We start from the raw sequence: 20,800 nt of genomic DNA, 5'->3' as shown, positions 1-20,800 counted from the left end.
CCCGGCTGCCGCATCGCATCCGGCGTACACCGCATGACCGGATGCGGCCCGTCAGCCGGGAAGGGCACTCCGAGACCATGACCACGCATACCCCGCGCCGTCGCCCGCCTCCCCCCGCAGGTGGCAGTGATTTCGCCCGGCTGTCGAAGAAGATCGCCGAGGCCGGCCTGATGAACCGGCGCCCCGGCTACTACACCGTCCGGTCCATCGTCGTGGCCGTCGCCTACGCCGGCGGCTGGAGCGCGTTCGCCCTCATCGGCGCCGGGTGGTGGACCCTGGCGCTCGCCGCGTTCCTCGCCGTGATGTTCGGGCAGGTCGCTCTGCTCGCCCACGACGTCGCCCACCGCCAGGTCTTCCGCCGGCGCCGGCCCAGCGAGACGGCCGGCCGCATCGCCGGGGCCGCGATCGGGATGGGCTACGGATGGTGGCAGGACAAACACACCCGCCACCACGCCAACCCCAACCACGAGGGCCTCGACCCCGACATCACCCCCGACCTGCTGGTGTGGTCCCAGGACCAGGCCCGCGCCGCGACCGGACTGCCGAGGATCATCGGCCGCCGGCAGGCGTTCCTCTTCTTTCCCCTGCTCCTGCTCGAAGGGGTCAACCTGCACGTCTCCAGCGCGCGAGCACTGGGCAACCGCGCCCTGAAGAACCGCGCCCTGGACGGCACGCTGCTCTACGGGCACACCGCCGCCTACCTGACCGCAGTGTTCCTCGTCCTCCCGCCCGGCATGGCGATCGCGTTCCTGGCCGTCAACCAGGGCCTGTTCGGCCTCTACCTCGGCTGCCTCTTCGCCCCCAACCACAAAGGCATGCCGATCCTCACCGGCAACGACCGCCCCGACTTCCTGCGCCGACAAGTCCTCACCGCACGCAACGTACGCGGCAGCTGGTTCACCGACCTCGCCCTGGGCGGACTGAACCACCAGATCGAACACCACCTGTTCCCCAGCATGCCCAGCCCCAACCTGCGCAAGGCCCGGCCCCTCGTCCGCCACTACTGCCAGGACCTGGGAGTCGACTACCTGGAAACCGGACTGATCGCCTCCTACCGGCAAGCACTCGCCAGCCTCCACCGAGCAGGAGCGCCACTGCGGCGAGCCCGTATCGGCAGCGCCCCAGCATGACGCACCGGCGCCGGCGGCGTACTCCAGAGCCCTGTCCCGGTGCCCGGCTGCAGTGATCCGGTGAAACGCAATTGCCGGAACAGCCCCGTCGGCTTCCCGGCGGGGCTGCGCCGCCTCACGGCTCCCCTTGAGGTGGCTGCTAACGCGGTCGCGCGAGCGCGGCCACCAGGCGGTGCAGCAGGGCCGGTGCGGAACCGGGTGGGAGCGAGCGTGAGGCGAAGGACGGGGCGAACCCGCCTTCGGGTGAAGCCGGGCGGGAGATGGTCGCAGTCATGACGCGAACCCTGCCTCGGGCCGACCGGAAGCGGCCCGGCGTATTGGATCACCGAGAACTACACAGACATGAAGGCCGATGTTCGAAGGGTCCTCGGTAACTCCAGCGTACTTCTGGGCAGTACGACTCAGTGGTCTGCGTCGTAAGTCTTTCGGGGGTTGACTTCGCGGCTGGGCGTCGGCGGGCTTGTGGCCAGGTGACGGGGCGGATCTGGCATGCGATGCCGAGGGCATTCTCGGGTGCCGATGGGAATGCCGGCGTACAGGAGGCGTCTGATCGGGGGAGGCTGGCTCGCCCGGCCCCGCCTTGTCCCGGGCGCGCCTGGGGCCGAGGCGGCGGAGGGATGTGGCGTCAGGAGTCAGGCGACGGGCTGTGCTTCGAGGAATGCGAGGGCTCTGGCCACGAACTCGTTGTGGAACTGGAAGATCCCGCCGTGTCCGGCGTCCGGGTAGAGGGGGACGAGTTCGCTCCGGGGCAGGCGTGCGGCGAGGTCGAGGGTGTTCTCGCTCGGCACCATCCGGTCGCTCTCGCCGTTGGCCACCAGGACTGGCTGGTGGATGCGCGACAGGTCCGCGGGCGCCTGCAGGCCCCATCGGTGGATGGCCTTGAGCTGGGCGCGGAACGACGTCAGCGAGATGGCCCTGTCGCGGTCGCTGGTGCGTTCCTTCAGCCGTTTGAGGAAGGCGCGTGCTTCGCGTCGGCCGTGTTCGGTGTCGGTGAAGAAGAGGAACTGCTTGGGGTCCTTGCGGGTCAGGAAGCCCTTCAGGATGTCCCGGAGGGTCAGTGCGGTGACCTTGTCGATGCCCGGGCCTCCGGCGGGGCCGGTGCCCGCGAGGACGACCCTGCGCACCAGCTGCGGTTCCTCGGCTGCGATGACCTGGGCGATGAAGCCGCCCATCGACAGGCCGAGCAGGTCGACCTGCTCGAAGCCCAGGGCTCGGATGAACAGCACTGCGTCGCGGGCCATCGCTTCGATGGTGTCGGGGGTGGAGCCGCCCGACGCGCCGACTCCGCGGTTGTCGAAGGCGATCACCTGGCGCCGGGCGGCGAGTCCGTCGACGACGCGGGGGTCCCAGTTGTCCAGGACAGCGGTCAGGTGGTGGAGCAGGATCAGTGGTACGCCGTCTCCTTCCGAGCCGAGCTGGCGGTAGACGAAGTCGACGCCGCGCACGGACACCGAACGGGTCGGTGCATCTTTGTACGTCGACGGGGCGGGCCTGGGGGTGGGGGACCTGCGCGGTGCGCTCATGATCGGTTCCTGGGGTGTGGAGGGTAGGGGTGGTGGGGTGTGGGATCCTCTCGCCGCCCGGGGCCTGGCGGTGGAGCGGCGGGGGCTGGTGCTCACACCGTCGCGATGACGACCTTGCCGGCCTTGGCGCGTCCCTTCTCGGCGTACTCCATGGCTTCGCGGCCCTGCTCGAAGGGGAAGACACAGTCGACGACGGGGCGGATCTTCCCGGCGTCGACGAGCCGGGTGATCTCGCGCAGCTGCTCGCCGTCGGCCTTCATGAACAGGAAGGAGTACGTCACGCCCTGGCGCTTGGCGTGGCGCCGGGTCGTGAAGCTCAGCGCGTTCATCGCCTGGCGCAGGACCGGGTTCGCGCCCAGCTCGCGGGCGAAGTCCGCGTCGGGGGGTCCGGCGATGCTGATGACCTTCCCACCGGGCTTGAGGATGCGCAGGGACTTCTCCAGGGTCTTGCCGCCGAGGGTGTCCAGGACGACGTCGTAGCCGTCCAGGACGTCCTCGAAGTCCTGGGTGCGGTAGTCGATGACGACGTCCGCGCCGAGCTCCTTGGACAGGGCGGTATTGGCCGCGCTCGCGGTAGTGGCCACGTGTGCGCCCAGGTGCCTGGCCAGTTGGAGGGCGATGGTGCCCACCCCGCCGGAGCCCGCGTGGATGAGGACCTTCTGGCCCGGCCGGACCCGTGCCTTCTCGACCAGCGCCTGCCATGAGGTGAGGGCGACCAGGGGAAGGGAGGCGGCCTCCGCCATGGTGAGGGTGGCCGGCTTGTGGGCCAGGTCGTCCTGGTGGACGGCGATGAGTTCGGCGAAGGTGCCGATGCGGTCCTTGTCGGGCCGCGCGTAGACCTCGTCGCCCACCGCGAAGCGGGTGACGGCCGAGCCGACCTTGACCACCACTCCAGCGAGATCGTTGCCCAGGATGAGAGGCAGGCGGTACGGGAGGATCCGCTTGAAGGCACCGTCGCGGATCTTGAAGTCCAGCGGGTTGACGCTCGCCGCGTGGATCTTGACCAGCACGTCGTCGGCGCCCGGCTTCGGATCGGGCAGCTCGGCGGCGCGCACCGCGGACTGGTCACCGTACTTCTCGATCAGGTACGCCTTCATCATCATCTCCGTTTTCCGCCCGCAGGGGGACGGGGTCTCCGCTCGCTCCAGGCTTGCCCCGGTACGAGGTACTTTCTTGTCTGCACTGCTGGTTCAGAGGGCTCCGCGCCGATGCGGCGGGGGCGCCTCACCCCGCATTCGGCGCGGCGGCCAGGCCCTGCTTCACGTGCCGGGTGACGTCGTCGGCGAGGACCTCGGGCAGGCCCGTCTCGATGCCTGACAGAGCCTGGGCGGCGACCTCGGCCGGGTCGGCCTTCTGCTCGGCGGGAACGCTGGCGGCCATGTCGGTGTCCATGTATCCGACGTGCAGCGCCGTCACGGCGATGCCGCGGGGCACCAGCTCCTCCCGGACCGCACCGGTCAGCGCCCAGGCGGCGGCCTTCGCCGCGGCGTAGGAGCCGAGGCCGGCCGGGTGCAGCCAGGACAGGACGGACAGCACGTTGAGCACGGCGCCGCCACCGTTGGACTCGATGACCGGGGCGAAGGCCCGGGTCACGGCGAGCGGGCCGAAGAAGTTCACCTCCATCTCCAGGCGCACCGCTTCCAAGCCGCCCGCGATCAGCGGCGTGCCGGTGGAGATGCCGGCGTTGTTCACCAGCAGCGTCGCGTCAGAGGCGGTGCGGGCCGCCTCCCGGATCGACTCCGCGTCCGTCAGGTCGAGCCGCAGCGGGACGGCCCCGGGCAGGTCCACCGCCTCGGGGCGGCGGGCCGCCGCGTACACCTTGGCCCCGCGCGCCATGAGCTGGGCGGCCAGATGCCGCCCGAGCCCCCGGTTGGCGCCGGTGACCACCGCGACCGCGTCCTTCAGTTCCATGAGCACTCCCAGCGTTGAGCACGGCGACGACCGCACGATAGATTGCATCCGTCATCTAAATCTCAGCCTAGAATAGATTTCGCTCGACATCCAACTGGGAGGGGTGACCGATGGGCCGCGTATCGCAGGCACAGGCACAGGAGAACCGCCGACGGGTCGTGGAGACCGCCTCTCGGCTGCTTCGGGAAGAGGGCACCCGCCTGAGCGTCGCCGACCTCATGAAGTCGGCCGGCCTGACCCACGGCGGCTTCTACAAGCAGTTCGCCTCCAAGGAGGCCCTCATCGACGAAGCCACCGCCCACGCGTTCGCCGAACTCGCCCAGCACCACAAGGACGGGCTCGATCAGTACGCCGGGCAGCGCGACGCCGCCCAGCGGGCGCTGATCGACGCCTACCTCTCCGTCGAACACCGCGACAGCCCGGCTGACGGCTGCCCCGCCGCCGCACTCGCCACCGACATGGCCCGCGACGGCGGAGAGACCGAGGCCCACCGCGTCTACAGCCAGGGCGTGGGCGACTTCGCCGACTTCCTCGCCACCGAGGACCAGGACGGCATCACCCGGCTGTGCACCATGCTCGGCGCACTCGTCCTGTCCCGAGCCACCAACGGCACCCCGCTCTCCGACGAGATCCTCACCGCCGCACGCACGGCACTGATCGGCACCAACTGACCACAGAGACGGTGCAGGGCGGCACGCCGCAGGAAGGGCGCGCTTCTTTGCACCCCGTCGCCATCCACTTCTCGTGCACGGCTCTCCCGCGTTGCATCGCACCGCCGCATGCCCGATCGTCCTGACGGCCTCCGAGCGTGAGCGGCTGAAGAAGATGGCCTACGGCCACAAGACAGAGCACCGGCTGCGCCAGCGCGCCCAGGTCGTCTTGTACGCGGCTCGGGGCCGCTCCAACGCGCGCATCGCCCGCGAGACCGGGCTGCAGGTGGAGACCGTCCGCACCTGGCGCGACCGTTTCGCCGGGAACCGGCTGCCCGCCCTGTCCGACCGCAAGCGTTCCGGGCGTCCCGCTTCCTTCGCCCCGTTACAGAGGGCCAAGGTCAAGGCGCTGGCCTGTCAACTGCCCGCGGAGAGCGGCACGCCACTGTCCCGCCGGTCGGCCTCGGAGCTGGCCCGCGAGGTCATCGCCCGCGCCATCGTCGACACAATCTCCGCTTCCACAGTGCGACGCTGGCTCGTCCAGGACGCGATCAAACCCTGGCAACACCGGTCCTGGATCTTCATCAGCGACCCCGGCTTCCGGCTCAAGGCAGCCCGTGTCCTTGACCTGTACACCCGCGCCTGGGACGGCGAGCCGCTCGGCGCGGACGAGTATGTGATCAGCGCGGACGAGAAGACCTCCATCCAGGCCCGCTGCCGCTGTCACCCCACCCCTCGCCCCCGGGCAGGCCAGGGCGGTGCGGGTCAACCACACTTACGGGCGCGGCGGAGCACTGGCCTACCTGGCCGCCTACGACGTCCACCAGGCCAAGGTGTTCGGCCGCTGCGAGCCGACCACCGGCATCGGCCCGTTCATGAACCTGGTCACCCAGGTCATGAGCCAAGAACCCTACGCCAGCGCGAAACGCGTGTTCTGGATCGTCGACAACGGCTCCTCCCACTGCGGCAAGGCCGCAACAGCCCGGCTGACCACTGGGTTCTCGAACGCGGTACTGGTCCACACCCCCGTGCGCGCCTCTTGGCTGAACCAAGTCGAGGTCTATTTCTCCGCCGTACAGCGCAAGGCCCTCTCGCCCAACGACTTCACCGACCTTTGCCAAGTCGGGAACCGGCTCCGAGCCTTCGAAGACCGCTACAACGCCACGGCGCAGCCGTTCCAGTGAAAGTTCACCACCTCCGACCTGGACGATCTGCTGGCCAGGCTCGACCGACACGCCGCCGATCGCCCAGAAGAATCCTTGCCCCGACTCGCCGCATGATCAACCCCCGAAGGACTTACGACGAAGACTACTCAGACCGGTCGAGACGAGCCCGTTCCCTGCCGCTCGGGCATAGCGTTGATGCAGGTCGTACCGATCGTTGTCAACTCCGCAGTCGTCGATCCGCTGGTGTGTCGGCCTGCCAACGCGTCCGCGGTTTCCGGCGAGGGTTTGCATGGCTGGAAAGGCGGCATGGTGGAGGACATGGGAGATGAGGGGCGGTGCCGGTCGGTGGCCGAGCCGGATTTCTGGCGGCAGGTCGTCCGACGGCTGGGCACAGCTCTCATCGTGGTGGACCCCACTGGACGGATTCTCGCGGTCAACCCGGCTGCCGAGCGCCTGCTGGGCCGTGCCGCCGCCGCCATGCGGGGCGAGGACGCACACGACCTGCTGCACCGGGACGCGGCCGGCGGCCCGGTGCCCCGGGAGCAGTGCCCACTACTGCGGTCCCTGGCCGAGAGAGCCGAGGCACGGGGGGAGGGTGAGATCTGTCTACGCGGTGACGGCCGTCTGACCGCGATCTCCTGGTCCGCTTCCCCTCTGAGGGACGACAGCGCCTTCCAGGGCATGGCCGTGCTGTTGACCGACGCCGCCGGCAACCGCAGCACGCGCCGGGAGCGTGCGGCCTACACGCGGGCTCTGGAGGACCGCACCGAGCGGCTGACGCTGGTGGCGGAGATCACCGACGTGCTGGGTCAGACACTCGAGATCGACGAGGCCCTCGCCCGGCTGGGCCGCCTGCTGGTTCCCCGCCTGGCCGACTGGGCGGCGGTAGACCTGCGGGTCGGTACCGGACAGGTCCACCGTGTGGCGGTGACGGGCCCGGGGGGCCGCCACGCCGCGCAGGAGGACTGGCGCGAGCGCCTGCCCCAGACGGAGGTGGGAAAAGCCCACTCTCCGCTCGTCCAGGTATTGAACGGCGGTGATCCCGTTCTGCAGCGCGAAGCAGACGTCGCCGAGCCGGCCGGCTCTGCCCTGGCCGCCGTCCACAGCGGCTTCCTGCGGGCGGTGGGCGCGACATCCGCCCTCACCGTGCCGCTGGGCTCCGCCCGTCAGGTCACCGGCGCCCTGACGCTGGTGCGCACCGCCCCGGAGACCCCCTTCGACACCGACGATCTGAAAGTGGTGGGCGACATCGGCCGCCGGGTCGGCCTGGTCATCGACAACGCCCGCCGGTTCGGCCGCCAGCGCGCCGTCGCCGAGGCCATGCAGCGCAACCTGCTCGCCCCGCTGCCCCGGCTCGGCCGCCTGCAACTGGCCGCCCGTTACCAGCCCGCCCCGGCCGGCTCCCAGGTCGGTGGCGACTGGTACGACGCCTTCGAGCTGAAGGACGGCACGCTCGCGCTGGTCATCGGCGACGTCCTGGGTCACGATCTCACCGCCGCGGCCGGCATGGCACAACTGCACGGCATCCTGCGGTCACTGGCCTGGGACCGCGCCGGCCCACCCGGCGCTGTCGTGGACCGCCTCGACGACGCCCTGCCGGCCATCACCACCGTCCCCATGGCCACCCTCGTCCTCGCCCTGCTCGAAGGCAGCCCGCACACCGGCCCATGGACGCTGCGGTGGACCAGCGCCGGGCATCCGCCGCCCCTCCTGCTGGCCCAGGGCGGACACGCGCAGTACCTCGAAGCCGGGCAGGGGCTCCTCCTTGGCGCCGGTTCGAGCACCGTCGGCAGCCGACCGAACGCCGCGCAGTCGCTGCCGCCGGGTTCCACCCTGCTGCTCTACACCGACGGCCTGATCGAAATCCCCGGCAGCGACCTCGACACCGGCCTCACCCGTCTGCGCCACCACGCCCTCGCTCTCGCCCACGAACCGCTCGACACCCTGTGCGATCAGCTACTCGGCCGCATGCCACCCGGCAACACCGATGACGTGGCCCTGCTCGCCCTGCGGATGCCGTCCTGAACCATGACGTGGGCAACTACAGGCGTGGACCTCATCTTGCGGAGCGGTCGCGGAGCGTTACCTCCCCCTGGTCGATGACGAGGAGACGGGTTCGCGTGAGACCCGCACGCCTGCCCTTCTTGGTGGAAGGGATCTGGTGTGACGTGGACGCGACCGCTTCCAGTACGTCGGCCGCACGACCACGCACCGAGTTCACCGACGCTCGGTTGGTCGCGTGGGCGCGGTTCGCGATCCGCCCGGCCTCGGAGAGACATGCCGTGCCGTAGACACTCCTCAAAGGCCGATGAGTTTGCAGAAGCGAAGAGTGCCTCCCGCTTGGGCGGAGAGTCCCTGGGTGACAGGCTGTGCCTCGGCCGTCAGAGCGGCGGCGTCGCCCCCTCCTTGCTTCGGGTGCTCAGGAGGGGAGAAGCCGGGCAAAACGGTGCCCTCGGCGGACGTTGCACGCACCTGTGAGAAACCCCGTCGGACCGCACCGGCGAGGCTTCTCGTCGAACACCGCTATCACACTGCCCCTATGACGCGGGTTGCGGCTGCATAGGTCTGACCAGGTGGTAGACCTCCCGGGCCGCGTAACGCTTGAGGCTTCGGACTATCTCGCGCCGGGTCTTGCCCTCCTTGCTGCGGCGTTCGTAGTACTCCTGGGTGCGCGGATCGACGCGCAGGCGGGTCTGCACGATACGGTGCAGGGCCGCGTTGGCTTGCCGGTCGCCGCCGCGGTTGAGGCGACGGTACTGCCGACTGCCCGAGGAACGCTCGACCGGGCTGACCCCGCACAGCGCTGCAAACGACGCCTCACTGCCCAGGCGTTCCGGGTTGTCCCTCACCGTGATCAGCAAAGTGACGGCCGTATCCGGACCGATGCCCACCACCGCGAGCAACTGCGGAGCGTGGCGTTCCACCAGCCGGGTCAGGCGGCCTTCCAGGTCCTGGATCTCTTCGCTGAGCTGACTGATGCGCCTGGCCAGCAGGCACAGGGTGATGTGCGTAGCGTGGAGCACCGCCCCTTCGTCGGCCTCGTGGTTCAGACTGTCGTCGACGAGCCCGACGCAGGTGCGGAAGAGTTCTGCGTTGCCCAGCCCGGCAAGTTCCTCCCTCAGCTGAGAATCGGCACGGATGAGGACGGCCTTGAGCTGGTTGATCGCCTGGGTGCGGGCCTTGACCGCCGAGTCCTTGGCCAGTTTGTACATCCGGGCGATCTCCACCGGCCCGTCGCCAGTCTTGGCCTGGGCGCGCGCCCGTCCGCTCAACACCGCCCGGGCCGCGTTCTCGGCATCGAGCGGGTCGGACTTGCCTCGCCGTCGGCGGTCGGCCCGGTCGAACCGGTTCACATCGAAAACGTCCACGCCCTGGGCCAGCAGGTAGCGGGACAGGGCCGCCCCGAAGGAACCGGTCCCTTCCACTCCGGCCCGGCGCACCGTACCCGACGCCCTGGCCCACCCCAGCAGGTCCCGGTACCCAGCCGCACTGGCCGGGAACTCTGCGGTGCCGATCACTTCCCCCACCAGGGAGAGCACCGCGGCAACATGGGCATCCCGGTGCGTGCCCACTCCCAGGACCACCTCCGCCGTCGGCCGGCGCCGACGAGAACGCGAAGCGGATGGTGTGCCGGTCACGTTCGTTCCCTTTCAGGCCGACGGCCTATCGCTAGCCGGCACCGGGCCGTGCGGACGGTCAGAATCGTGATGACGCCTTTCTGGCAGGCCCCTATCGAGACACGCCCGGTCAGCCCGAGACCAGCAACGCGCCGCCCCCGGCCGGTGGTCGACACAGTGTGATCAGGACACCCCGGTCAGACGCCCCTATAACGCAGGGGTGCGGGCAACCGGTCTGACCAGGTTGAAGACCTCGCGGGCCGCGTAGCGCTTGAGGCATCGGATGATCTCGCGTCGGGTCTTGCCCTCCTGTGTGCGGCGTTCGTAGTACTCCTGGGTGCGCGGGTCGTGGCGCAGGCGGGTGAAGACGATGCGGTGCAGGGCGGCATTGGCCTGCCGGTCGCCGCCGTAGTTGAGCCGACGCGTGCGCCGCCGACCGGAGGAGTACTCGATGGGGCTGACTCCGCAAAGGGCAGCAAAGGACGCCTCAGTGTTCAGCCGCTCGGGGTTGTCCCCCATGGTGATCAGGAGAGTGACGGCGCTGTCCGGACCGATCCCCACCGGCACGAACAGCTGTGGGGCGTGGCGTTCGACGAGCCGGGTCAGGCGTTGGTTCAGCTCGTCGATCTGCCCGGTGAGCTGCTCAATGCGCTCGGCGAGCATGCGCAGGGTCAGGTGGGTGGCCTGGGCCACCGCGTCCTCGCCGTCGTCTGGCCCGAGGCGTGCGCAGGTGCGGAACAGCTCACGATTGCCCAGGCTGGACAGCTGTTCCCGAAGGGCGGGATCGGCGATGACCAGGGCGGCCTTGAGCTGGTTGATCGCCTGGGTACGGGCCTTGACCGCGGAGTCCTTGGCGAGCTTGAACATCCGGGCGCTGTGCACCGGACCGCCGCCGGACTTGGCCCGGGCCCGGGCGCGACCGCTGAGCACGACCTGCGCGGCGGCCTGAGCGTCAGGCGGATCCGACTTCCCCAGCAGGCGGCGGGCCGAGCGGTCGGGGCGGTTCACTTCGTATACCTCGACCTGCTGCGCCAGCAGGTAGCGGGCCAGGCCCGCGCCGAAGGTGCCGGTGCCCTCCACACCGGCACGGCGCACCGTCCCCCGCTTGCGGGCCCACACGAGAAGCTGCCGATAGCCGGCCGCCGTGGCCGGAAAGGACGCGGTGCCCAGGACCTACCTTCCCCAGCGGGGAGATCACGGCGGCGACATGCACCTCGCCGTGCGTGTCCACGCCCAGTACGACCTCTTTCCGCACGGGAGGGTCTGTGCTCGAGGAGGTGCTGAGCTGTCTGATCGTCATGGTGGTTCGCCTCTCGCATGGTGACGTGCTGGATGGATGGCACCGGCCTGCTCGGGCGGTCTGAACCGTGATGGCGCCTGAACTCGGCAAGGCCCCTATTGGGACAGTACGTGTCGATAGTTGCGCGAGCTATGGCTGATCGCGGGTTCCGCACGCTGCCGGAGTTCTCGACTTCCGACCGTGCGCCGACAGCAGCACGGAACAGGAAACGTCGACGGGCATCTTCAGCCAGGCAGAAGTCGGCGGCGGCGTCGGCACCTCCGGAAAATGTACGAACGACTGAAGTGGTTGCCACGCAACGGTGAACGCGGTCCATTCGCCGTTCTGCTCGGCCGGGACGGCGCCGAAAACCTCACCAGGGCGACGCGGTCGGAAAAGATCCCGGCCACGTCGGTACTGCGGCGGATCTCCGTGTGCAGCCGCCGCACCGATGAGGTCGGCACGCCCTACCCCGGCGTCTTCTCCGTCCGGGTTGCCCATGCGGCAGGCATGTCAGGCGTGGTCCATTCCTCGGGTGTCCCGGGGATGTTGCCTGCGGCAGGAGGCTGGAGGGCGGCGTTCACTGTGGGGAAGACGGGGAACACTTCCTCGAGCCCGAGCATGCGCCACACCTGCTCGTAGTGGGCGCTGAGAACGGCCACGCGCAGGGTGCCGGCGCGGCGGTTGAGGGTGCGCGACAGCGTGATGAGCATGCTGATGCCGGAGGAGTCCATGTACTGCACCTGGGATGCGTCCAGCACCAGGGTGGTGCAGCCGCGGTTGACCAAGTCCTCGCACTGGGCGCCGACAAGGGGCGCGTTGTCGTAGTCGACCGCCTCCGGGAGCTGTGCGATCGTCGCGTCCTCGTGCTGCATCCGGACAGTGAGCATGAAGAAGGGACTCCGTTCCAGATCGTTCTCATCGGGCCGGGTCCCAGGTGTGCTGCGGGCCTTGCCTCTGTTCCACCGTCTGCCCCATTTGTCTTGGGGCAGACCTATGCATATGCGGGTGCGATGCCCGCCGCGGGTGGCGGTCTGCCGCATGCAACGCCATCCGCCGTCCCGCCCGGGAGGGTGCCTGGCTTCAGGCCACCGTCCGGGCCGGGTGAGATCGGTGCGGTTTATGCCGTGGGTCTACTCCGGGAGCTCGGTGTGGAGCCTGACCCTGGTCCCCTCATCCGGTGCGGAGCGGATCTCCACGAGGTCGCAGAGCTGATGGACCAGCCAGAGGCCGCGACCACCGACCTGCGTGGCGTCCGGCCTTCTCCGTCCGATCAGGGGGTCCTCGATGTAGCCCGCGTCGCGGAACTCGCACACGAGTCGGCGCTCCTCGCTCCAGGTGCGCAGCACACCGTGTCCGCCGCCGTGACGAATGCTGTTGGTGGCCACCTCCGTGGCGGCCAGGTGCAGTTCTCTCAGGCGTCGGCCGGTCAGGCCGTGCCGTTCGGCGCACGCGGTGATCTTCTCGCGCAGGGCGGGCAGGTCACCGCTGCTGTAGGCGAATTCCTCGTACGGGTCGCACGGGTCGGTGAGCGGTGTGAAGCGGTACGGTGCCTGCGGGTCGTAGTCCGCACACGGCATCGTGCGGCCGTCCTGGCGCAGCTCGGGGTGGCACCGGGCCATTTCCGCCAGTGATGCCTTGTCGTGAGCGATGTCGTAGGGGCACAGCAGCCACCAGGCCGGGCCCCGGGCGAAGGCTTTGTTGAGGAGCCATTCGTGATAGCGCAGCTCCTCGGCTTCGGCCGGGCTGCGGACCTTGTCCCAGGGTGATTCGCCGATCCCGCGCACAGGCCGCCCTTGCGAGGCGTACTCCTGGAGCCATTCCTGCCAGGCTCCGATGAGCCGACCGGGATGGTGCGCGACCTCTGCGGTGTCGACGTAGCGGACGGCATCCTCGTCGCGGATCTCGGCGCGCAGCAGGGACGCCTTGTCCTGCGGGACAGCCACGACGACGGCCTCACCACCCGCGAGGGCGTCCTGGATGAAACTGAGGGCGCCCTCGACGAACGCGTCCCTGCCGGAGTACGGATACAGCTCGTGCCGGTATCCGGTGCCCGGAGCGTCGGAGGGAGTAGAGGAGGTCACGGCGCCATCACCACCGGAATCTCGGGGATCGCGAAGCCGGACAGCTGCCAGGTGAGCCGGACGGTGTCGTTGGTCCCCTCCAAAACGACCTTGCGGTCCGGAAGGTGCCTGGCCGCATCAGCCAGGGCGCTCATGCCGGCGGCGTCGAAGAACTCAAGTGCGTGGCAGAGCAGGCGCACCGTGGCCTTCTGGGCGAGGAGGGCGCACAGGATGGAGCCGAAGGCCACCGCGCCCTCGCTGTCGACGATCCCGTTCACCGTCCAGCCTTCCTTCCCCGTGCGGTACACCTGGAACGCCGGTGCCGTCGGACGGCTGCCCAGACTGTGGGGGTGCACGCACCTGATCCGCTCCAGGAGGGAGGGATCCCGGTCCGCACCGCTGTAGGCGCAGACCACCAGGGCTCCGGTGTCGGCGGCGAACTCCTCGAGATCGAGTTCACTGCGCAACAGTTCCTTCGTCCGCTCCGGACGGCAGTCGGGCCCGACGTGGTGCAGCACCCGGAGCGAGCGGAACCCCTCGCGGTCGGCGTTGGCCGCCTCCCGGCGCACCGCGGCCAGCAGAGAGCCGTCCAGCCGAGCCGGGTCGAGCACGAGCTGCGCGAACTCACTCCCCGCTTCGAGAGGCGGCCCGACGATCACCACCTTGTCCCCGTACAGGGCCCCGTCCGCGACGAAGGACCGGCTGCGATCGATGACGTGGTCGCTCCGGTCCAACACCTGGCAGACGTGATCACCGGTGTCGACCTCGTCCAGAGTGGCCAGAGTGCGCGGCGCTCTCACTGCTCCTCCATCCTCACGCGTCTCACTCTACTGACAGGGTGCCGACACGTGCCCGGCCTCGGAGGTGGCCTCTCGGAGCGGCACTACCTGCCCTCCTGCATGTGCACGACAGGTGAAGCGTTCCCGTTCTGCCGGGATACCCCACGGCGGTAGAGCAGGGCGGTGACAACCAGGCCGGCGACGAAGACGGCCGCCGACCACCAGTAGGCCGTGGAGCAGCCCGCGAGGCCGGCCTGGGCCAGGACCCCGGGGTCCTTGGGATCGCGCCCGGAGAGGTAGCCGGTGACGGCGTCGGATGCCGTTGGCGCTCCCCTGCTCGGGGTGACCCCATACCTGCTCAGTGGTTCTCGCCACCCGTATGGCACCTCATCTGCGAACGGACGTCACCGTCGCAGTCCGGCCGGCCGGGGAAGCTGCCTCGCATGCCATGCCCCGCGGGCACGTGGCATCTCCGGCTGTTTCGATGGTGGAAGGGTGAAGGGAGACGCCGGTGTCTGTGGCCCGGGCGTTGTCGCCAGAGAGTCTGACCGAGCTGACCCGGGCGCTGGACCTGAGCGGAGTGGTCGCCAACGGCACGCTCGGTGGGGTGCTGGCCCGGGCCAGTCGTCTGGACCTGTTCGGCTTCCTGGTCATGGCATCGTCTCGGGCCTGGGCGGCGGAATCCTCCGCGACACCCTGTTGCAGCACGGCACCCCCGTGGCCCTGACCGACTACACCTATCTCACGGTCGCCATCGCCGGCACCCTGCTGGCCTTCCTGGCCGACCTGAGCCGCCACACCTCCGGTTGGGCCTTCACCCTCCTGGATGCCTCGGCGCTCAGTGTATGGGCGGTCGCCGGCGCGCAGAAGACACTCGCTGTCGGCCTGGGCTGGCTGCCGGCCGTGCTGCTGGGCACCATCACAGCGGTCGGCGGCGGGGGCCATCCGGGACCTGCAACCGATCCATTCCGGGTGCCCTCAAAAACGCCGTCGACTGGGCCATCCGCCCCTGGGGAAGCAACTCATTCGCGCAAGTCGTCGGCCTCGCCAGCACCGGCAGCAAGGACGTCGTCAAGGACGCCTTCGTCCCTGACCAGCGCACCCTGGATGCCCGTGAGGTCAGCGAAGGCATCCTCGCCGAGCGCAACCGGCCCGGGAACCCGCTGTACGCGATGCCGTTCGGCGTCCTGTTCTCCAGCGCGATCAGCGCCGCCGCCCTCGGCATCGCCGAGGGCGCGCACTTGCCGCATTCCTGACCTACACCCGTCAGCGCATCACCATCGCCGACAGCCGCGCCGCTGAGGACCCGCACCAGCCCACCGGTCTGGGCGAGGCCGCAGCCGACCTGGACGCCAGCCGTAGCCACCTGTTGTCCACCATGGACCGGATGTACGAGGACGTCCTCGCAGGCCGGACCAACGGCATCTAGGCCCGGGCCGCGGCCCGCCGCAACCAGGTCCGCGCATCCCGCCGCGCAACCGACGCCGTCGACGAACTCTTCCGCCGCGCCGGCGGCGGCTCCCTCCGCCTCGACCAGTCCCTGCAGCGCCACTGGCGCGACGTCCACGCCACGATGAACCACCTACGTAACGTCGCCGACAGCATCTACGAAGGCTGGTCCCGCGACCAGTTCGGACTGCCGGCCGGCATACGCGTCCTGGTCTGACCCTCCCCTGAACACTCCTGCCGCGACCTATCGCACCGGTGGCGGCAGGAGTCCTGACACGACGCCGGCCGCACCCCTGGCCAGGGTCGACCGCAGCCCGGACTAGTGCCGTTGCCACCACTGCACGAGCTGTCGGAAGCGAGCGGCGAGTGGCCGGCGCCTGTCCTCGGATTGTCCTTGGCCGGACTGGCCGGTGCCGGCGTGTGCCGCTTCGATCTGTCTCGGCGTCCATCGTTCGAGGCGTGTCGGTCGCATAGGCGCGAGGGGGTCATTGGCGACGGCGTCTGAAGACGACCATCCGCAGGACCGTGAAGCGCACCACGGTCACCAGGGCGAAGCTCGGCGCAAGTACCAGGGTCTCCGCTGCCGGTGAGGCGGTGGGCCGGTAGTGACGGAAGAGCAGGACAGCGCCTGAGGTGACCAGGTACGCCAGGACGAACAGGCCGCCTGCGGTCAGATGCGCCTGGAGGACGCGGACCCGGGACTCGCGAAAGGTCAGTCGGCGGTTGGCCTCCGTGTTGAGGACGGTGACGACAAGCAGGGAGGTGAAATTGGCCAGGATGGGCTGCGACCACTGGCGCAGAACCCAGTACAGCATGGCCTGGGCCACAGTGGAGGCGACGCCGATCACGACGAACCAGAACACTTCCCGGGTCAGCGAGGTGCGGCTGAGCCAGGTGGTGGCGCTGCGCCGTGCGCTGAGGCGTCGCACCCCACCATCATGAGGCCGCCGTGCGGCCCGTCGAGTCGTGCGCAGCGCCGGTTGAACCGTTCGCCTGACGACGGACACCCGCATGCAAGACAGGCGCGGAGAGCCGACCCGATCTGTGCCGGTTTGTAGCTGACGATGTGACAGGAACTGACGGAGCTGCGGGGTTCGATCCCCAGGTTGAGAGACGGCCCGAGGACAGGGGAGGCAGTCGTTGGACAGTGGCGGACGGCCACCGGCTGCGGGCTCCGGCGGGCCGCAGCGGCGGGGATCGGACGAGGGTCACGCGCAGGGGCGCCTCAAGCGCGTTCGCGCTGCCGCGGCGGCGCGGGCCACCAAGGGGGCCGCTCATACCAGGGCCCTCGTGCGCCGGGTCGAGCGGACTCCTCCGCCCCCGGGTCCGTTCCGCCCTGGATTCTGGCGCAGTCCGATCCGCGGGCCTTGGCTGACATCGGTGTTCGGACTGGTCCTCCTGATCGGCATTCCGCTGCTGTTCGTCACCGGACTGCTCTCCTACGCCGCCTACAACCCCGGGCTGAGCCCCTTCAACGACGAGACCCCCGACAAGGGTGTCCTGGGCTTCTACCTCTTCAGCTGGCCCACGCACCCGTACTGGCTGTACCGGCTGCTTCAGGGCGTGCACGTGACGCTGGGCGTGGTGCTGGTGCCGGTGCTGCTGGCCAAGTTGTGGTCGGTGATCCCGAAGCTGTTCGAATGGCTTCCGGTACGCTCCATCGCCCACGGCCTGGAGAGACTGTCCCTGCTGATGCTGGTCGGCGGCGTCATCTTCGAATTCGTCACCGGCATCTTCAACATCCAGCTCTACTACGTCTTCCCGGGCTCGTTCTACCGCCTGCACTTCTACGGCGCCTGGGTGTTCATCGCCGCCTTCGTCGTCCACGTGTGCCTGAGACTCGGCCGGATGACACGGGCACTGCGCTCACGCAACCTGGGCACCGAACTGCGCACCGACCTCGCCCACACCGTGCCCGAACCACCCGATCCCGACGGCCTGGTGGCAACCGCGCCCGCACCGCCCACGATGACCCGCCGCGGCGCGGTGGGCATGGTGGGAGCGGGATCGCTGCTCCTCCTCGTCGTGACCGCCGGACAGAGCATCGGCGGCCGGCTGCGCGGTACAGCGCTGCTCGCGCCACACAACCGCAACCCCGGCAGCGGGCCGCACAGCTTCCAGATCAACAAGACGGCGGCGAAAGTGGGCATCACCCCCGCGCTCGTCGGCCCCACCTGGCGGCTGGAGGTCCACGGACACGGAGCGCCACGGGTCTTCACCCGCGAGCAGCTCCTGGCGATGCCCCAGCACGCCGCCGCACTGCCGATCGCCTGTGTGGAGGGATGGTCCACCGAGGACCAGCACTGGAGCGGCCTGCGGCTGGCCGACCTCGCCGCTCTGGCCGGACTGCCCGACGCCGCAAGCGTCCTGGTCCAGTCCATTCAACCCCCCGGCCCCTTCACCCGGGTGGTGCTGCGCGGCAACCAGATCCACGACCCGCGAGCGCTGCTCGCCCTCCGCGTCAACGGCGCGAACCTCTCACTCGACCACGGCTACCCGGCCCGCATCATCGTCCCGGCCAACCCCGGCGTGAACAACACCAAGTGGGTCCACCGGCTCACCTTCAGGGCGTGACGATGACACGATTCGCACGCTGGTACGGCTCCGGGCCCCTGCACCTGCTCGTCCTGATCGCCTCGTTCGCCCTGACCGGCTACGCCATGCTGCGCCTGTTCGCCGCCCAGCCCTGGGAGGTGGCGATCTGGTTCGTCGGTGCGGCGATCCTCCACGACCTCATCCTGCTGCCCCTGTACTCGCTGGCCGACCTGTCGGCCCTCTCCGTACTGCGGCACCGAGCCGCCGACAGGCCGACGGTGCCGTGGATCAACTACCTGCGCGTCCCCGTCTTCCTGTCAGGTCTGCTCCTGCTGGTCTGGTTCCCCCTCGTCCTCCGTCTGGCGGGCCCCTACCCCGGCGACACCGGGCTGTCCGACAGCGTCTACCTCGGCCGATGGCTGGCGATCACCGGCGCACTCTTCGCCGCCTCCGCCGTGGCCTTCGCGATGAGACTGCGCCGCCTGAGGCGGGCCGGCCGCGGCGACAAGAACCGACCCGCCGCAGGGCACGGCGCAGCACCGTGACAACGGACGAGGCGAACTGTACGACGCCGACGAGGACCCCTACGCGCTCGCCCTGCACCCCGGCCGAGAACCGGTGACCAGGTCCGGCGGCCTGGGTGCCGACGGCTCCGGGACCGTGGTGCGGCGACGCTGCCCGCGGATTACGCCCTCCAGGCCCAGCTCACGCATCAGCCGCTCGACGGTGCAGCGTGCCACGAGGACGCCTCTGCGTCGCAGCGCGCGGGTGATCCGGCGGACACCATAGGTGCCGCCGGACTCGGCATGGACCTGTTCGATCAGCGGCATGGGCTGCTCGTCGCGCAGCCGGCGGGCCGACTTCGGCCGCTTCTTGCGTGCGTAATACGCCCACTCGGACAGCCCCAGCACCGGCAGGCGAACCCGACCCCGAGACCCTTGTGCTTGAGGTGCTCGATCACCTGGTCGGCCTCGTCCGGGGACGGTCGAGTTCGGCTGCAAAAAACGCGCTCGCGGCTTTGATCCGGGGTCAGCTCATGTGCCCTGTGACCGCCCAACGTCCGGCACACACGACCAGGTCCGGCGTGCGTCACATGTTCAGCATCAAGGGTGGCCACTTCGGCACACCCCCACTGACAGCCGGCGTACCACTGGGCTCGCCGGAGGAGGGCACACGGCATCGACCCACCACATGACAGAACCCCGCCCGACATCTCGGCGGGGCCGCGTCGTCTCACGGATCCCATGTCGATCGGTGCGATCACAAATCCAGCGTCCCGAGAGCATCGCAGGAACACGGACGCATGAGGGGCCGAACGCGTTATGCGCGGAAGCACAGTCGAGCTCACGGCGAAGCCCCACCGGAACGCTCCGGTGGGGCTTCGTCTCCTGGCTCTGGGCAGAGGCTGCTTCCCGGCGGGGCTTCGCCCTATCACTGGCGCTGTCACAGACTGCCCCTATAACGGAGGTTGCGGCTACACAGGTCTGACCAGGTGGAAGACCTCCCGGCCGCGGTCGCTTGTACGCGTCAACTGGCCCGAAGACCGACCGCCAGCGTCAGTTCAAGGACCCGGTGTGGCGATGCGAGATCCGGAAACAGCTCCCGCAGCTGCGACATCCGGTACCGGACCGTCTGGGGATGGACGAACAACGCCGCCGCCACCTCGTCCCGCCTGCCCTGGTGCAGCAGCCACGCCCGCAACGTCTCCTCCAGCCGCCGTGCGGTCGCGACAGGCAAGGTCCGCAACGGTGCGAGGGCTCGGGCACGCAGGTCTGCGAACGCGTCCGCGTCGGCGCTCAGCACCAGCTCGGGCAGGTGGTCCTCGGTGTCGCGGATATCGGAGGAGAGGGAGCGCGCGCGTAGGGCTCGTGCGTATGAAGCGGACGCACGCGTCCATGGCCGGGCCGGGCCGACCACGGCGGTGCGGTCGGTCAGCTGCCGCAGGAGATGTGATCGGTCGGCATCGGGGACGAGCAGCACACCGGTGGCGTCGGGCAGATCGTCGAGGACGAGGGTGCACGGGTCGAGCGCGCGGTAGGCCGGCCGGGCCTGGGCGGCGGGCAGCAGGACCGCCGTCAGCGTAACCGGAGGCTGCCATCCGGCCCGTTGAGCAGAGGCCAGCAGCACGTCCGGGCTCGCGCCGGCGAGGAGGTTGCGCGCCAGCTGTTCCAGGTGGCGCTCGTGGGCCCTGCCCCGGGCGGCCAGTTCGTCGGCGTGGCCCGCGGCGCTCGCGGCGGAGAGCTCGTCGATGTAGGCGAAGGTCAGCTCGGCGAACTTGGCGACCTCGGCGGCGGGCAGACCTGCGGACACGGCGCCCGCTGCCAGGCATCGCCAGGCCACGCGGGCGCCGACGCGGTAGGCGCTGAGCAGGGCGTCCATCGAACGGCCGTCGCGCACCTCGCCACGGCCCAGCTCGTAGGCCGCGTCACCGCCGTCGCCGCCCATGGCGTTGCCGCTCGCGAGGTCCAGGTAGTGCCCGAGGGCGGTGCGAACGGCTCGGCGGATGGTGCCGCCCATGCTGCCCGACAGGGCGTTGGCGTAGGAAGGGACCTCGTCGATAATCGCCTGGACGACCTCGTCGGCGGTGGTCTTCAGCGCAGCCCGAAGTGCGGTGACCGTCGTCTCATCGAGGGCCAGTTCGCTGGCCCTCTGGGTTACACGACTCACGTTTTTATTCCCTGCGAACAATCCAACCCAC

General features: G+C 69.7%; 18 protein-coding genes and 4 pseudogenes. 10 read left to right on the top strand and 12 right to left on the bottom strand.

Features of this window, described 5'->3' with window-relative positions:
- Positions 1 to 77: 77 nt before the first annotated feature.
- Positions 78 to 1,130 carry a fatty acid desaturase family protein gene (locus ACWCV9_RS12200; RefSeq protein ID WP_450785921.1) on the top strand — a complete coding sequence of 351 codons (1,053 nt, stop codon included), beginning with the start codon at positions 78 to 80 and terminating at the stop codon, positions 1,128 to 1,130.
- A 632-nt stretch (positions 1,131 to 1,762) separates the two neighbouring features.
- Here the strand turns inward: ACWCV9_RS12200 and ACWCV9_RS12195 are convergent.
- The 3 genes from ACWCV9_RS12195 to ACWCV9_RS12185 form a co-directional block, all read right to left on the bottom strand.
- A complete protein-coding gene (locus tag ACWCV9_RS12195; protein WP_351092540.1) occupies positions 1,763 to 2,653 on the bottom strand; it encodes an alpha/beta fold hydrolase in 891 nt (296 codons plus the stop codon).
- Between the two features lie 92 nt (positions 2,654 to 2,745).
- Positions 2,746 to 3,750: an NADP-dependent oxidoreductase gene (locus ACWCV9_RS12190; protein ID WP_030645400.1), complete on the bottom strand. Its 1,005-nt coding sequence runs from the start codon at positions 3,748 to 3,750 to the stop codon at positions 2,746 to 2,748.
- A gap of 127 nt (positions 3,751 to 3,877) precedes the next feature.
- Positions 3,878 to 4,564 (bottom strand): SDR family oxidoreductase, encoded by a 687-nt coding sequence (locus tag ACWCV9_RS12185; RefSeq protein ID WP_450785919.1) that lies wholly within the window; start codon positions 4,562 to 4,564, stop codon positions 3,878 to 3,880.
- A 110-nt stretch (positions 4,565 to 4,674) separates the two neighbouring features.
- On the opposite strand from ACWCV9_RS12185, the gene ACWCV9_RS12180 reads away from it, so the two are divergent.
- The 4 genes and pseudogenes from ACWCV9_RS12180 (at position 4,675) to ACWCV9_RS12165 (ending at position 8,405) form a co-directional block, all read left to right on the top strand.
- Complete coding sequence (locus ACWCV9_RS12180) at positions 4,675 to 5,235, top strand: TetR/AcrR family transcriptional regulator (RefSeq protein ID WP_030645405.1); 561 nt, start codon at positions 4,675 to 4,677, stop codon at positions 5,233 to 5,235.
- 154 nt (positions 5,236 to 5,389) lie between these two features.
- Positions 5,390 to 5,740 (top strand): annotated as a pseudogene (locus tag ACWCV9_RS12175) (helix-turn-helix domain-containing protein); the annotation flags it as partial.
- A gap of 232 nt (positions 5,741 to 5,972) precedes the next feature.
- Positions 5,973 to 6,398, top strand: coding sequence for a transposase (locus ACWCV9_RS12170; protein WP_450785917.1), 426 nt, complete (start codon positions 5,973 to 5,975; stop codon positions 6,396 to 6,398).
- A gap of 327 nt (positions 6,399 to 6,725) precedes the next feature.
- Positions 6,726 to 8,405, top strand: a complete 1,680-nt coding sequence (locus ACWCV9_RS12165) for a SpoIIE family protein phosphatase (protein ID WP_450785915.1) — start codon at positions 6,726 to 6,728, stop codon at positions 8,403 to 8,405.
- Between the two features lie 512 nt (positions 8,406 to 8,917).
- Here ACWCV9_RS12165 and ACWCV9_RS12160 read toward each other — a convergent pair.
- The 5 genes and pseudogenes from ACWCV9_RS12160 to ACWCV9_RS12140 all read right to left on the bottom strand — a co-directional run bounded on the left by ACWCV9_RS12160 (position 8,918) and on the right by ACWCV9_RS12140 (position 14,139).
- Entirely contained in the window at positions 8,918 to 10,018 is a 1,101-nt protein-coding gene (locus tag ACWCV9_RS12160) for an IS110 family transposase (protein WP_450785913.1), read from the bottom strand.
- 186 nt (positions 10,019 to 10,204) lie between these two features.
- Positions 10,205 to 11,297 (bottom strand): annotated as a pseudogene (locus ACWCV9_RS12155) (IS110 family transposase).
- A gap of 446 nt (positions 11,298 to 11,743) precedes the next feature.
- A complete protein-coding gene (locus ACWCV9_RS12150) occupies positions 11,744 to 12,166 on the bottom strand; it encodes an STAS domain-containing protein (protein WP_450785911.1) in 423 nt (140 codons plus the stop codon).
- Between the two features lie 243 nt (positions 12,167 to 12,409).
- Complete coding sequence (locus tag ACWCV9_RS12145; RefSeq protein WP_450785909.1) at positions 12,410 to 13,360, bottom strand: anti-sigma factor RsbA family regulatory protein; 951 nt, start codon at positions 13,358 to 13,360, stop codon at positions 12,410 to 12,412.
- Complete coding sequence (locus tag ACWCV9_RS12140; protein ID WP_450785907.1) at positions 13,357 to 14,139, bottom strand: MEDS domain-containing protein; 783 nt, start codon at positions 14,137 to 14,139, stop codon at positions 13,357 to 13,359. Before ACWCV9_RS12140 ends, ACWCV9_RS12145 begins: the two co-directional genes overlap by 4 nt.
- Before the next feature lie 490 nt (positions 14,140 to 14,629).
- On the opposite strand from ACWCV9_RS12140, the gene ACWCV9_RS12135 reads away from it, so the two are divergent.
- The gene (locus tag ACWCV9_RS12135; protein WP_450785905.1) at positions 14,630 to 14,845 is read left to right on the top strand and encodes a hypothetical protein; all 216 of its coding nucleotides are present in this window, start codon (positions 14,630 to 14,632) and stop codon (positions 14,843 to 14,845) included.
- A pseudogene (locus ACWCV9_RS12130) lies at positions 14,818 to 15,000 on the top strand (trimeric intracellular cation channel family protein); the annotation flags it as partial. The gene ACWCV9_RS12135 and the pseudogene ACWCV9_RS12130, both read left to right, overlap by 28 nt.
- Positions 15,001 to 15,140: 140 nt before the next feature.
- On the opposite strand, the gene ACWCV9_RS12125 reads toward ACWCV9_RS12130, so the two are convergent.
- On the bottom strand, positions 15,141 to 15,359 hold the full coding sequence (locus ACWCV9_RS12125) for a hypothetical protein (RefSeq protein WP_450786265.1): 219 nt from the start codon (positions 15,357 to 15,359) through the stop codon (positions 15,141 to 15,143).
- 11 nt (positions 15,360 to 15,370) lie between these two features.
- Between ACWCV9_RS12125 and ACWCV9_RS12120 the strand changes: the two are divergent.
- A pseudogene (locus tag ACWCV9_RS12120) lies at positions 15,371 to 15,643 on the top strand (hydroxylase); the annotation flags it as partial.
- A gap of 409 nt (positions 15,644 to 16,052) precedes the next feature.
- Here ACWCV9_RS12120 and ACWCV9_RS12115 read toward each other — a convergent pair.
- Positions 16,053 to 16,496 (bottom strand): GtrA family protein, encoded by a 444-nt coding sequence (locus tag ACWCV9_RS12115; protein ID WP_450785904.1) that lies wholly within the window; start codon positions 16,494 to 16,496, stop codon positions 16,053 to 16,055.
- A gap of 442 nt (positions 16,497 to 16,938) precedes the next feature.
- Here ACWCV9_RS12115 and ACWCV9_RS12110 point away from each other — a divergent pair, with 442 nt between their 5' ends.
- Positions 16,939 to 18,141, top strand: coding sequence for a molybdopterin-dependent oxidoreductase (locus tag ACWCV9_RS12110; RefSeq protein WP_450786251.1), 1,203 nt, complete (start codon positions 16,939 to 16,941; stop codon positions 18,139 to 18,141).
- A gap of 2 nt (positions 18,142 to 18,143) precedes the next feature.
- Positions 18,144 to 18,647 carry a hypothetical protein gene (locus ACWCV9_RS12105; protein ID WP_450786249.1) on the top strand — a complete coding sequence of 168 codons (504 nt, stop codon included), beginning with the start codon at positions 18,144 to 18,146 and terminating at the stop codon, positions 18,645 to 18,647.
- A gap of 39 nt (positions 18,648 to 18,686) precedes the next feature.
- Here ACWCV9_RS12105 and ACWCV9_RS12100 read toward each other — a convergent pair whose 3' ends face one another.
- Complete coding sequence (locus ACWCV9_RS12100) at positions 18,687 to 19,013, bottom strand: IS3 family transposase (protein WP_450785903.1); 327 nt, start codon at positions 19,011 to 19,013, stop codon at positions 18,687 to 18,689.
- Between the two features lie 616 nt (positions 19,014 to 19,629).
- A complete protein-coding gene (locus ACWCV9_RS12095; protein ID WP_450785902.1) occupies positions 19,630 to 20,769 on the bottom strand; it encodes a PucR family transcriptional regulator in 1,140 nt (379 codons plus the stop codon).
- Positions 20,770 to 20,800 lie beyond the last annotated feature (31 nt).

The organism is Streptomyces sp. NPDC001606, from assembly GCF_053596835.1.
The sequence above is the reverse complement of the archived record's forward strand: the minus strand, read 5'-3'. Positions and strand labels throughout refer to the sequence as shown.